The organism is Nocardiopsis sp. Huas11 (genome assembly GCF_003634495.1).
GTDB lineage: Bacteria > Actinomycetota > Actinomycetes > Streptosporangiales > Streptosporangiaceae > Nocardiopsis.
The window spans coordinates 4,257,313-4,270,302 of record NZ_RBKY01000001.1; the positions used below are offsets into that span (position 1 = coordinate 4,257,313).

Annotated in this window: 9 protein-coding genes; 4 read left to right on the top strand and 5 right to left on the bottom strand. The window is 74.2% G+C overall.

The genetic code is table 11. From position 1 onward, the window contains the following. Nucleotides 1-5 precede the first annotated feature (5 nt). Both DFP74_RS19360 and DFP74_RS19365 read left to right on the top strand, forming a co-directional pair. Entirely contained in the window at nucleotides 6-1,277 is a 1,272-nt protein-coding gene (locus tag DFP74_RS19360) for an FxsB family cyclophane-forming radical SAM/SPASM peptide maturase (RefSeq protein ID WP_121183452.1), read from the top strand. Then, complete coding sequence (locus DFP74_RS19365) at nucleotides 1,274-2,608, top strand: HEXXH motif domain-containing protein (protein WP_233571042.1); 1,335 nt, start codon at nucleotides 1,274-1,276, stop codon at nucleotides 2,606-2,608. Before DFP74_RS19360 ends, DFP74_RS19365 begins: the two co-directional genes overlap by 4 nt. 58 nt (nucleotides 2,609-2,666) lie before the next feature. On the opposite strand, the gene fxsT is transcribed toward DFP74_RS19365, so the two are convergent. Continuing rightward, a complete protein-coding gene (fxsT, locus tag DFP74_RS19370; RefSeq protein ID WP_199725712.1) occupies nucleotides 2,667-5,183 on the bottom strand; it encodes an FxSxx-COOH system tetratricopeptide repeat protein in 2,517 nt (838 codons plus the stop codon). A gap of 253 nt (nucleotides 5,184-5,436) precedes the next feature. Here fxsT and DFP74_RS19375 point away from each other — a divergent pair, with 253 nt between their 5' ends. Together DFP74_RS19375 and DFP74_RS19380 are read left to right on the top strand one after the other, a co-directional pair. Continuing rightward, the gene (locus tag DFP74_RS19375; protein ID WP_121183454.1) at nucleotides 5,437-5,652 is read left to right on the top strand and encodes a hypothetical protein; all 216 of its coding nucleotides are present in this window, start codon (nucleotides 5,437-5,439) and stop codon (nucleotides 5,650-5,652) included. A gap of 90 nt (nucleotides 5,653-5,742) precedes the next feature. Beyond that, nucleotides 5,743-7,383, top strand: a complete 1,641-nt coding sequence (locus DFP74_RS19380; RefSeq protein WP_121183456.1) for an ATP-binding protein — start codon at nucleotides 5,743-5,745, stop codon at nucleotides 7,381-7,383. Between the two features lie 418 nt (nucleotides 7,384-7,801). On the opposite strand, the gene DFP74_RS19390 is transcribed toward DFP74_RS19380, so the two are convergent. From DFP74_RS19390 to DFP74_RS19405, 4 genes are all read right to left on the bottom strand, one after another. Continuing rightward, nucleotides 7,802-9,163 (bottom strand): MFS transporter, encoded by a 1,362-nt coding sequence (locus tag DFP74_RS19390; protein ID WP_233571043.1) that lies wholly within the window; start codon nucleotides 9,161-9,163, stop codon nucleotides 7,802-7,804. Nucleotides 9,164-9,488: 325 nt separating this feature from the next. Then, nucleotides 9,489-10,619: an AAA family ATPase gene (locus DFP74_RS19395; RefSeq protein ID WP_121183460.1), complete on the bottom strand. Its 1,131-nt coding sequence runs from the start codon at nucleotides 10,617-10,619 to the stop codon at nucleotides 9,489-9,491. Then, nucleotides 10,603-11,391, bottom strand: coding sequence for an RNA ligase family protein (locus DFP74_RS19400; RefSeq protein ID WP_121183462.1), 789 nt, complete (start codon nucleotides 11,389-11,391; stop codon nucleotides 10,603-10,605). The genes DFP74_RS19395 and DFP74_RS19400 overlap by 17 nt, the downstream gene beginning before the upstream one ends. Nucleotides 11,392-11,512: 121 nt before the next feature. Next, on the bottom strand, nucleotides 11,513-12,727 hold the full coding sequence (locus DFP74_RS19405) for a DUF2786 domain-containing protein (RefSeq protein WP_121188375.1): 1,215 nt from the start codon (nucleotides 12,725-12,727) through the stop codon (nucleotides 11,513-11,515). Between the last annotated feature and the right edge of the window lie 263 nt (nucleotides 12,728-12,990).

The following is a 12,990-nucleotide window of genomic DNA, read 5'->3' on the forward strand; positions in this document are numbered from 1 at the left end:
AGGTCATGCGCGACCGCGCGATCGCGCGTGCTCCCCTTCCCCAGGAGGTCACCGGCGTGGCGGCGAGTGCTCGAGAGCGAAGACCCGACCCCTGGCCCACCGAACTCGACGTTCGGGAACTCCTCGCCCAGGGATGGCGGCCCACACCCTTTCACGAGTACGTCCTGAAGATCCACAGTCGCTGCAATCTCGCGTGCGACTACTGCTACATGTACGAAATGGCCGACCAGGGGTGGCGGAGGCAGCCCCGGCGCATGGCCGTGCCCACGGTCGAACGCGTCGCCGGGCGCATTGCCGAGCACGCCCGTGCGCACGGGCGCTCCCGGGTCGAGATCGTCCTGCACGGCGGAGAGCCCCTCCTGGTCGGCCACGACCACCTGCGCACCACCGCCCAACTCCTGCGCAAGGCCACCGAACCCGACGTGCTCGCCGCCCTGAGCATCCAGACCAACGGCGTCCTCATCGACGACCAGTACCTCGACCTCTTCGACGAGCTGGGCATCCGCGTGGCCGTCAGCATCGACGGCGCCGAGCGCGACCACGACCGCCACCGCCGCCGCGCCAACGGACGCGGGACCCACGCCGAGGTCGACGCCGGGCTCCGGCTGCTCACCGCGGCCCCCTACCGGCACCTGTTCGCCGGCCTGCTGGCCACCATCGACCTGGAGTCCGACCCGGTCGGCACCTACGAGGCCCTGCTCGCCTACGACCCGCCCGGCATCGGCTTCCTGCTGCCGCACGGGAACTGGGAAGCGCCGCCCCCGGGCTGGGACCCGGACGGGCGCGGCTACGGCGACTGGCTCATCGCGCTCTTCGACCGCTGGTACCACGCGCCCCGGCGCGAGACCGACATCCGGATGTTCCACGACATCATCCGCATGCTGCTCGGAAGCCGCTCGCGCAGCGAGAGCATCGGCCTGTCCCCGGCCGCGCTCGTGGTCGTGGAGACCGACGGCAGCATCGAGCAGGTTGACAGCCTCAAGTCCGCCTACGAGGGCGCCGCCGACACCCGCCTGCACACCTTCACCCACCCCTTCGACGACGCCCTGTACCTGCCCTCGACGGCCGCGCGCCAGATCGGCGCACGGGCCCTGGCGCCGGAGTGCGCGGCCTGCCCCGTGCACAAGGTGTGCGGTGCCGGGCTCTACCCCCACCGCTACCGGGAGGAGACGGGTTTTCGGAACCCCTCCGTGTACTGCCAGGACCTGTACCGCCTCATCGGCCACATCCACGGCGCGGTCTCCGCCGACGTGGCGCGCCTGCGGGAGGAACTGTGAGCGCGGTGGCCGTGCCGCCCCGCAGACCGGTGCCCGGGCCGGTGTTCGACGCCCTGGCCCGGGGCGGCGGGGGCGCCGCGGCCACCCGCTACCTGCGTGAGGCGGAGTACGGCAAGCACCTGCTGCTGGTGCGCCGGGTGGTGGACGCGGCGATGGCGCACGGACACCCCCAGGCGGCGCGGGCCCGCGCGGCCTACGAGCTGCTCGCGCTGGCCCAGGAACGCGCCCCCGGCGCCGTCGCCCGCGTCCTGCGCCACCCCACCGTGGGGGCCTGGGCCCGCCGCACCGTCCTGTCCCTGGGCGGACACCGCGACGACCCGCCCCGGGTGGCGGCGATGTCGGCGCTGGCGGCGGCCGCCGCGGTCCGTTCCGGTACGCGGGCACGGGTGAGCGTGCCCCTGTTCGGGCCGACCGCGCCCCTGCCCGGCCTCGGGCGCGCCCTGCTGCGGTCGGGCGGGCCGGGACGGGAGGCGGTCCTCGAGGCCGACGCCCACGGGGCCGAACTGTCCCTCGGGGACGTCCGCGTCCGGGTCCCGGACGACCCGCACGAGGACACCGACGACTGGCACGCCCTGCGCCGGATGTCGGCCGAGCACCGCGGCAGGCGGCTGGACCTGCTCCTGGACGACCAGGACGCCGACCGGCTCTCGGGCGCGGACCTGGAGGAGGCACGGCTGAGCGGCAGGCGGATCGCCCGCTGGCGAGCCGTGCTCGAACAGGCCTGGGCGATCCTGGTCGAGCACCACTGGACCGTCGCCGAGGAGGTCCGGGAGGTCTGCCTCACCCTCACCCCGATGAGGGCGGGCACCCGGGAGCACGTCAGTGCCACCGCCACGCGCTGCTTCGGCGGCATCGGACTGTCCGACCCTCCCGACCCCGTCTGGCTCGCCCTGACCTTCGCCCACGAGGTGCAGCACATCAAGATGGCCGCGCTCGTCGACCTGGTCGCGCTCACCGCCCCCGACGACGGACGCCTCTTCTACGCTCCCTGGCGGATGGACGCCCGCCCGATGAGCGGACTGATCCAGGGGGTCTACGCCCATGTGGGCGTGGCCGGGTTCTGGCGACGGCAACGGCTGGTCGCCACGGGGCGGGAGGCCCGCACGGCCCACGCCGAGTTCGCCTACTGGCGTCGTGCCGCGGTGGGCGGCGGCCGGTCCGTGCTCGGGTCGCGTGCGCTCACCCCGGCGGGGGAGCGGTTCATGGCCGCGACCCAGAAGACCCTGCTCGACTGGCAGGGGGACCCGGTCCCGGCCTCGGTGGCCCGGGCCACCGAGGCCGCCGCGCGCGAGCACCGGGCCCGGTGGCTGGCCGCCAACCCGGGCCGGTGAGGACCCGGTCGGCGCGAACGCCCGGGACGCTGCTGCCCGAACGCGGAATCGGCGACGGTCAGAGCAGGATCGGGTCGAAGTCGTAGGCCAGCCGGTGCGCTTGGAGCACGGCCTGCGTGGCGCGGTGCTCACGACCCAGCACCCTGGTGGACACCGGCACGATCTCGGAGCTCAGCTCCTCGGCCTCGGCCGCCTCCTCCGCGCCGCCCTCCTCCCGCAGGTCCTGGACGAGGTTGGCCGCGCAGGCCAGACCGAGCGGGTGCTCATCGCCCAGGAGAGCGCGGATGCGGCGCAGGGTGCCCCGGCCGAGCCGGACGGCGTTCTTGGTCTCGCCCAGGGCGGCCAGGTCGCTCGTGAGGTTGATGGCCACACCCAGCGAGTAGTGGTGGTCGCGGCCGAGCTGCTCGTTCAGGCCGGCCATCGCCTCCTCGTTGAGGGCCCGGGCCCGGCCGGGGTCGCCGAGGAGCCGGTGCAGCAGGGCGACGTTGGTACGGCAGCCGAAGTTGTACGGGTGCCGGGTCCCGTACACGCGCTCGTACCGGGTGTAGGTGTCCTGGGCCAGGGTCATGGCCTCGGACAGGTCGCCGCGCATCCTCAGGACGTTGGCCAGGCACATGGCCGCGGCGATGGTCTCCGGATGGTTCAGGGAGTAACGCTTCAGGTAGCGCGAGTGCACGTCCTGGACCAGCTCGAACGCCTCCTCGGTCTCACCCGCCATCCGCCGGGAGATGGCCAGGGTGAGCTGGGCCCGCAGCGTCACGGGGTGGTCGATCTGGAGCCTCTCCTGACCGAAGGCCAGGCAGTCCTCGCCCAGGTCGCAGGCCTCGGTGTAGTCGCCGGCCAGGCGCACTGCCTGCACCATGCCCGTCTGGAAGGCCAGCAGGGTGCTCGCCGGGACGGAGCCCCGTGAGCGTCGGGCCATCATGTACGCGCGCTCGTGCAGGGCGCGGGCGGCGTTGAAGTCGCTGTTGAGGACGTGGTTGATGCCCAGGTTGTGGGTGGCCCTCAGAGTGAGGGTGGCGCGGTGCCCCAGGGTCTCCTCGTGCAGGCGCAGGGCCTCGTCGTCGTTCTTCAGGGCTCCGCGGAAGTCACCGCGCACCCGGAGGTCGTGGCCGAGACCGTTGAGCAGCGCCAGCGTCTCGCTGTGGGTGGGCCCGAGCACGGCGCGCATCCTGGGCAGGAGCGCCCGGTCGATCTCGTGGACCTGGTCGTAGCGGCCCAGATCGCGCAGGATGCCCGCGTAGGTGCGCTCCAACTGCAGGACGGAGGGGTCGTCGGGCCCGGAGACGTCGGTCCACTCGGCGATGAACTCCGCCGCGAGTGTGTTGGCGCTGTCGAGGTCGCCGGCGCCGTGCAGGTACCGGAGGACGTTGACCACGAACTGGCGGCACTCGGGTTCGGTGCTCTCCGCGATGCGGGTGCTGCGCAGGTGGGGGATGAGCTCGGCGTAGCGTTCCTCGTCCTCCGACGCGCTCATGAGGGACCACACCTCCGCACGGATGAGGTCGTGCTCCTGGCGGGGGATGTCGTCGCGTACGAGGGCCTGGATGAGCCGGTGGACCTGGATGGTGCGGTTGGCGTCGAGCCGGATGAGGGCGTAGCGGCCCAGCTGAGCGATGGCCCGTCCGAGCCGGATGGGGTCGGCCATCAGCTCGGTCATCGCCGGGCGCACGTGCCCGCCGTCCATGGGGAAGAAGATGTCCCGGGGGATGGGCTCGGGGCTGAAGAACGCGCAGCTGCGCAGCAGGTCCATCGCCTCGGGCAGGTTCCCCTGGAGCTCGGCCACCGACAAGCGCCAGGCGGCGGCCATGGAGGCCGGGTACTCCGGCGGCTTGCCCTCGCCCATGAGGGAGGTCGGCTGCTCCCGGAGCAGCCGTAGGTACTCGCGTGCGGACATGCCGGTCTCGGCCTGCAGGGCGCCCGCCTGCTCCAGGGCCAGGGGCAGGTGTCCCAGTGCCTCGGCCAGCTCGCCGGCCTCGTCCGTCGTGATGGGTCGGCCGATGCGCTTGCGCAGGAACTCCTCGCTCTCGTGCGGGGAGAACTCCTCCAGCGACACCGCCTCGGCGACCCCCTGCCAGCGGTGGTTGCGGGAGGTGATCAGCACGTGGCCCGGCCCCTCCGGGATGATGTCCTTGAGGACCTCGGGTTCGTCGGCGTTGTCGAAGACCAGCAGCCACCGGGCGTAGGGCTCACCCCGGCGCAGCGCGTCCAGGACGTTCGCGGAGGCCTCGTCGATGCCGACCTCGTTGGGTCCGGGCAGGTTCAGATGCGGTGCGAGGTGGGCCAGGGAGGAGCGCACCAGCCCGGGCTGGTCGGCCATGATCCACCACACCACGTCGTAGTCGCCCCGGAACCGGTGGGCGTACTCGACGGCGATGAGCGTCTTGCCGACCCCGCCGTACCCGTGCAGGGCGTGGGGCAGAACCGCGGTCACCGTGTTGTTCAGAGCGGCGTTGAGCTGCTCCAGGTGCTCCGCGCGGCCGGTGAAGTTCTTGTTGCGTGACGGCACCCTGCCCCAGACCGGGGGGAGCGGCCCCAGGGAGACATGGGGACGGGACGGCTTGGTGTTGGCCACGCTAATCCTCCTGAATCACATTGTCCTCACCAGTTCAGTTATCGCCGTTCCGTGAGGGCTGTGTCGAGGTGTTCGTATTCTCTCGGCCGGTCCGAGGGCGTCGGGGGTATATCAGAGTAGGCGATGAAGGTTAGTCGACGACAGCCGCGGGAAGGAATTTTCAGGACAACGCCACACGGTAGGAAGGGCGGAGAGTTCCGCCCCTTTGTGCTGACCAGGTCGAATAGGTGGAATCAATGACGGAGGAGATCTGATGTCAGAGGATGTCGGAGGATCGCCGCTGGTGGACGTGGCGGGCATGTCGCTGAGGGAAGTGGATCGGATCGACGATTCCGCCCTCGCCTGCACACTGCGCGAGATTCTCGACCCGGCCGACGCCGGTGTGGAGGTGCTCTCCGCCTTCGAGAACAGCGGCGACTTCACGGGGAATCGACACGTCACTGGCGACAGGGCTAGAGAAGTGTGGTGAGGGCTCGCGGGCACCGGGTTTTCGTGGCACCATGGGCTCCATTGTTACGTGGTAGTTCCGCCACCATTCTCGCTGGCCGGGGGTTGTTCCATGTTACGAATCTCCGATGGGCGAGTCTCCCCCCGCAACCCCTTCGTGGGCGACCGGCCCCTCGGTGAACGTGACCGCCACCTCTTCTTCGGCCGCACCGCGGAGACCGCCGCGCTGCTCACCGCCTGGCGCGGCCACCGGTTGACCGTCCTGCACGGCCAGTGCGGCGTGGGCAAGACGTCCCTGCTCAGGGCCGCCCTGGCGCCCGCGCTCGCCGACGCCGGCGCCCACGTCCTGCCCGTGGCCACGCTGAGCTTCGATCCGGCCTTTCCCACCGCGGTCCTGCCCGAGCAGAACGCCTACACCCGCGCCCTGGTCGCCGCCTGGGACCCGGTCGCCTTCCCCAGCCACAGCCCGGGGACCTCGGTCGCCGACTTCCTGCGCTCCCGTGCCGCCACCGACCGCCACGGCGCCCCCCGCCCCCTGTACGCGGCCCTGGACCAGACCGAGGTCCTCTTCCGCGCGGACCGCCCCGGCCGCCGGCGGTTCATGGAGGAGCTCCTGGCCGCCGCGGAGACCACCACCGGACTGCGCCTACTGCTCACCACCCGCACCGAGCACCTCGACGGACTGCGCCGCCTCATCGACAAGTACGAGATCGACCACGCCGAGCTGCCCCTGGCGGCCCTGGCCCCGGACACCGCGGCCGAGGCCGCTCGGCGCACCCTGGCCGGAGCCGGCACCCGCTACGGGCCCGCGGCGGTCGAGCGGCTGGTCGAGGAGGCGCGAGCCCCGGACACCGCCGCGGTGGCCGAGAGGGCCGGGACCGGCACGGTGGACCCCGCCCTGCTCCAGGTCGTCGGGCGGATCCTGTGCGAACACGGCCCCGGAGAGGGACTCGACGTCGACGCGGGCCTGACCGCCCACCTCGCCCGGGTGGTGCGGGCGGTCGCGGCCGAGCACCTGGTCCCTCCGGACGTGCCCCATGCCTGGCTCCGGCGCGTGGTGGCCGCGGGCGGCGCGGGCGTGGCCGTGCCCGAGCACGGCCACCCGGGCGAGGCGCTCACCCGCGGACTCGTGCACTCCCTCCAGGACCGCCACCTGGTGGTGGCCGGCGGCGACGGCTACGTGTTGCGCCATCCCCGCCTCGGCCGCCCCCTGATGCGGCTGTTCTCCCACGCGGGGCCGGAGATGGAGCCCTGGACCCTGGAGGAGCTCCTCCGGCTCGCCCGCGCCTGCCACACCCGCGGCGAGGACGACCTGGCCCGCGAGCACGCAGACCGGGCGCTGCGACCCGCCCCGCGCGGGTTCCCCCGGGCCCGCGCCCTGCTGACCTCGCTCCAGGGCGACCTGGCGTTCGTGCGCGGCGACCACCCGGCCGCGGCCGGACACTACGCCGGGGCCGCCGACCTCTTCGAGGCGCAGGGGGACAGCGCCGCCGTGGCCCGGGCCCTGGTCGCCCAGGCACGCAGCCATCTGGAACTCGGCCATCGGTCCCAGGCCCTGGGCGGCCTCACCTCCGCCGCCAACCGCGTCCACGGCGACCCCAGCCTCAGCACCGGCCTCGGGCAGGCGCTGTGGCGCGCCGGGCAGGGGGCGCTGGCGCGCGAGGTGCTGGACGGGGTGTTCGTCGGAGCGGGGGCCACCACCGAGGCCAGGCGCACCCGCGCCGAGGTGATGGCCGCGCGCGCGAGGGAGTGAGGGGCGCCGATGGATGTCGTGCTGGTGGCCGCGGTGACCGGGGCGAGCGCGTTGGGCGCGAGCTTCCTGACCGGGTTCTGGACCTACCGCACCGCCCGGTGGCGGGGACGGCACGAGGGACGGTTGGAGCGGGACCGGCGCCGGTTCGAACAGGAGCAGGAGCGCACCCGCGACGTGCGCGACCGGTTCGACCAGGCGGCCCGCGCCGTACTCCAGCTGGGAGTGACCGTCCGCGTCCTCGCGCACGTGCGCGCGTCCGGGGCGCACGGCGGAGCCGACGCCGAACTGGCCGAACTGCTGCGCCAGGCCCGCCAGGACGCGGTGGAGGCGGGTGTGGCGGTCGAGCGCCTGCGGAGTGTGGTCCGGCCGCGGGACCGGGCCCTGACGGAGGAGTTGCGCGAGGCCGCCGACCAGGCGTTCATTCACGGGCAGACGGCGACAGGTCCCGTGGAGGAGGCGGCCCGGGTCCAGCGCGAGTTGGACGCGCGGCTGCGCCGGATCGAGGAGACGCTCTTCCCGGTGCTGGCCGTGCCCTGGAGTGAGGAGACCGGACCAGGCGCCGCAGGAGGGACGGCGGAGGCGGCGTGAGGACGGTGAAGAGCACCGCCAGGGCGACGATCACCCCGGTGACGGCCAGGGTGGTGCCCCGCACGCCGAGCGCGTCCAGCAGGAAGCCGCCCGACACGACTCCCACGGGCAGGGCGGCCCCGGTGAAGAAGCGCAGGGTGCTGGTCACCCGCCCCAGGACCTCGGGGGGCACGTTCTGGCTGTGGTAGGTGAGCACGGTGACGTTGATGTGCGCCCCCACGAACCCGACCCCCGACCAGGTCAGAGGCAGCACGACCAGCAGCCGCGCCACGTCGGAGTGGTCGGTCGCGGCCAGCAGGAGGGTGACGGCCGCCCACCCCCACAGGCACAGCGTGACCATGGTGGCGGGGCTGCGCCGGCTGACGGTGAACGGGGCGACCAGGGAGCCGATCAGGCCGCCCGCCCCGCTGGCCGCCAGCACGACCCCCAGCAGCAGGGGTGACAACCCCTCCTGGGTGGCGAGCATGAGGATGACCAGCCAGATCATCTGGAAGAGGGCGTTGGTGACCGTGCAGGCCACGGCGGTGAGCAGCAGGAAGCGGTCCCGGCCCAGCTGGGTGAAGCCCAGGGCGAGGTCGTGCAGCAGGCGGGTCCGGCCCGCGGCGGCCCGGTCGGGGCGGATCCGGGGCAGCCGGAGCGCCAGGACCAGGGCCACGAGCGAGACCACGGCGTCGCACACGGCGGGCAGCGCGTGGGCCAGGCCGAACAGGCCGCCGCCCAGGGGGCGCCCGGCGAGCTGGGCGGCGTGGCCGCGCGCCTCGTTCTTGGCGGCCGCGCCGGTCAGCTCCTCGTGCGGGATCAGATAGGGCACGGCCGTGGTGGCCGCGGTCGCGTGGCAGGTGGCGCACACGCCGTGGACCGCCGCGGCCGCGCCCAGCAGGGCCACGGGCGCGTCCAGCCACAGGACCGGGCCGACCAGGCCCAGCACGCACACGACGCGGACGGCCAGGCCGGCGATCATGACGGTGCGGGGGTCGCCGCGGTCGACCAGCAGGCCGATCGGGATGTGCAGCAGGGTGCGCGGCACCATGCCCATGGCGGCGACGCACCCGGCGACGACCGGCGACCCCGTCTGGTGCAGGGCCAGCAGGGGAAAGGCCAGGCCGAGCGTGATGGAGCCGAGGCTGGAGAGGGCGCCGCCGGCCCACAGCAGGCCGAAGTGCAGCCGCCATCCGCCGCGCCGGGTGCTCACCAGCGCGACGGCGTCGGGGAAGGGGAGGGGCGGCGCTGTCCCTCGGTGTGCGTCACAGGCGTCGATTTCTTGCTCGGACCGTGCGGAAAAGGCCCGACGCGCAGTGCGGCCTGGATGCGGTGCCGTGCTCCTGCGAGTGCCGGTGCGCTGGTGGTGCGCCTCGCGCCGGCTCCTCCACCGGGCGGATCGCGCCGGGTGTGAGCGGGCATGGCACATGGTATCGGCTGTGGAACGGCGGCCGTACGCCCGATTTCTGGGCGCGTCCGGGACATACGGCAGCACAAGGGATGAACGGCAGAGTGGTTCGCCGCCCTGCGCCGCCGGCCTAGGCGCCCTGTGTCGTGACCCGGGTCAGGGAGTGGGCCTCGGTCGGATCGGCGCACTCCCACCGCCGGACCATGCGCTCGACCGCGTCCGCCGGCACGGGGCGCTCGCGCCGGTCCAGCCGCGCGCGCAGGACCGCGGGCGGGGCCTCCAGGGCGACGATCTCCACCCGGGCGCGGTAGGCGGCGGCCAGGTCCACGCACTGCGAGCGCAGCGAGCGCGAGACGTTGGTGGCGTTCCACACGAACGACCGTCCCGCCCGCAGGTGCTCGCGGGCCCGTGCGTGGGCGGCCGCGGCGACCGGCCGCTGGTCGGCGGTCGGCCGCACGCCCAGCTCGGCGCGCAGCGCGTCCAGGCTCACCACCGGCGTTCCGTCGCGGTGGCGGGCGATCCACGTGTCCTTGCCCGTGCCCGGCAGCCCCGACATGACCGTCACCGTCCCGCGGGTGTCGTCGTGCGCGGCGTAGTCCGGGTCGCGGTCGGGCTTGCGGAACCACTGGAAGCGGGCGTGGTCGGAGGGGAAGTCGCGCGGCCCCTCCAGGCAGCGCTGCTCGGCGCAGTACTCCTCGTAGAGCGCGACGCTGTCCAGGACCTCGGCGGTGTCCCCGCAGTGGCGGCCCAAGATGTCGGCGGTGGCCAGCAGCACCAGGTCGTCGTTGCGCGCCAGCAGGCTCACCCGGAACGCGATCTCGCGCAGGTCCGGGCGCTCCAGTGCCCAGAACGGCACCTGGTGGTGGCGGACCAGGGCGGCCACGTGCTCACGCCACTCCACGGGCGCGCCCGCCCGCCACAGCAGCCGCCGCGCCAGCAGGTCCCCGCGTCTGGAGTGGCCGTGCGCGGTGACGCGCCCCTCCTCGTCGCGGCGGGTGCACTGGGGTTTGGCGCAGTCGTGCAGGAGCACGGCCGCCAGCAGCCGCACCCGCTCGGGTTCGGGCCGGGACCGCCACGCGGGCAGCCCGGCCAGTGCCTCGCAGGCCATCCGGGTGTGCGTCTCCACGTCGCCCTCGGCGTGGTGGACCGGGTCCTGCTCCACCCCGGCCAGATCGCGCACCCAGGGGAAGGCGTCCCGCACCCGCGACCAGTCCAGGTCCCAGGTCGGCGGCGCCGGGCACAGGTCAGCGAACGTCCGCATAGAGCACCTCCGGGTCGGCCAGCGCGTTGGCGATCATCGGCCGGTCGAGCCAGTGCGTGCCCGAGTCCAGGACCGCGGTGGTGAACTCCGGGCGCACCCATTTGTAGCGGTCCACGGTGTGGTCGCCGTCCTCGACCTTGACGTAGAGGCCCTCCATGAGGTCGGAGTCGTCGCTCTCGGCCAGGGCACGGGCGGGATCGGTGCCGGCGGCGCGCGCCGCCGCGGCCAGGGCGTCGCGCCAGCCGGGTGTGCGGGCCGTGGACGGGCCCACCAGGGCGGTCAGCTCCGCCAGCGAGTCGAGCGGGCCCGAGCGCAGGACCGGCACCGACACCACCGGAGCGCCCTCCAGCAGTTCCCGCCGCCGGGGCGTGGACAGGAACACGTCCTCGCGGGTGTCGAGGACGTCGAACTCGCAGAAGTAGTGCGGCAGCGCGTCGTAGAAGACGGTGTGCCGGGCGTAGAGCCACTCGCCGTACAGGACGTAGCGCTCGCCCAGGCGCGGCCACAGCCGCGGCGCCACCGCCGCCGCCCACGCCTTGAACGGCGCGAACTGGCGCTCGCGCGGCCCGCCGGTCAGGTAGTGCCCCCGGCTCTGCAACCGCAGCCGTCCATCCGGCCCGAAACTGATCGCGGTGTTGGCCCCGTCGAGCTTCTCCTCCACCACCAGGTGGCGCCCGGACAGCGCGTCGAAGGGCTCGGCGGTCAGGTCGCCGTCCCCCGGCTGCAGGCGCGAGCCCCGGATGTGGCGGGTGCGCGGGTACTTGCGGAGCATGTCCATGGTTGTACACGCCCGCGCGCGGCCCCGGCCACTGGATTTCCGCGGCGGCCGGCGGGGCCGGCGCGCCCGCGCGGGACCCGCGGCGTGCGGGCGGCGTGCGGGCGGCGGTCCCGCCCTAGCGGTCCCGCACGGGGCGCCGGGTGTCCAGCGACGCGGCGTCGGCCGCCGCGCGCCCCTCGTCCCAGCCGTCGGCGTCGGTGGGCCCGCGGACCCGCGAGTAGGTCAGCTCACCGAACGCCTCGGCCACGGCCTCCTCCACCCGGCGCTCGCGCTCGGCGAACACCGGCACCAGGTCGGTGCCGGTCTCGGCGGCGGCCGACGCCTCGGCCGCCCGCGCCGAGGCCACCAGGCGCTCGCCCACGCGCGCGGCGAAGGCCGAGACGAACGACTCGCGGTAGGCCCGCCCGGCCGCGCGGCCGGACCGGTCGCGGACCGACCCCTGGGCGCGCATGGCCGACTCCAGCTGCACCAGCAGGGACGTGAACATCACCTCGACCGCCGCGAGGTCGCCCTCGAACCCCATGACCGTGCACAGCCCCAGCGCGCTGTCCCAGACCGCACGGCAGTGGTTGGCCTCGGCGACCTCGTGCAGCAGGACCGCCTTGTACTCGTCGTAGGGCGCCTCCACCGGCAGGCGCCGGGCGGCCCCGGCGGGGGAGTCGCCGGGTTCGGCGTCCAGCAGCGCCCGGTCGATGCTGTGCCGCGCCATGAGCTCCTGGGCCCGCGCGCTCAGGGCCTCGGCCTCACTGGGGAACTCCGTCGACTCGGCCTTGGCCAGCAGGGCCCGCACCCGCGCCAGCTTGCCCTGGTCGGCCCCGGCGGCCCGGTGCGAGGCCGCCGCCCGCCCCGGCCGGTAGGCACCCGGCAGCGGTCCCAGAGGCCGCAGCGGCGGCAGCACGCGCAGGTCGGCGAGCAGCCGCAGGGCGGTCTCCACCACCTCGAACCGCAGCAGAGCGTACTCGGAGCCCGCCCACACGAGGTACGCCTCGGGTCTGTGGACCGGGCCGCGCGCCCCCAGCGCGCGGACCTGCTCGCTCCAGCGCGGGTCGACGGTGGCGGGCGCGTGGCGGTCCAGGTCGGCGGCGACCACGTCGGCGCACATCGACGCCGCCACCGGGCCGCGGACCCGGCGGATCTGGCGCACCGCCTCCGCGGGCTGCCAGCCCCGCGACCAGGCGCCGGCCACCGCCTGGAGCAGGGCCTGCGCCAGCGCGCCGGAACAGGCGGCCGCCCACGCGGGGGACTCGGCGTCGGCCAGGCGCGCCGCGGCCAGGTCGACGCCGTCGCCCTCACGGCCCAGGACCAGGGCGTCGACGGCGCCGGAGACCATCGCGGCCGGGGTGTCGGCCGGCTCGGGTCCGGCCCACGGCTCGACCTTCGGCACGGCGCGGCGCCGACCGGTCCGCTTCTTGCTGCCCACGGCGCCCCTCCAGGATCGGTGGTGAAAGCCAACAGGCCATGGTACCGACCGGCGCGCGCGGGGCTCACAGGGGTGAGGGAAGGGAAGGGAAGGGAAGGGGAAAAGTCCAGGTGAAAGGCGGAGGCGGAGCGAACGGGTGGAATGGCGCTCAGGGCGCGAATAGCGCGTACGGA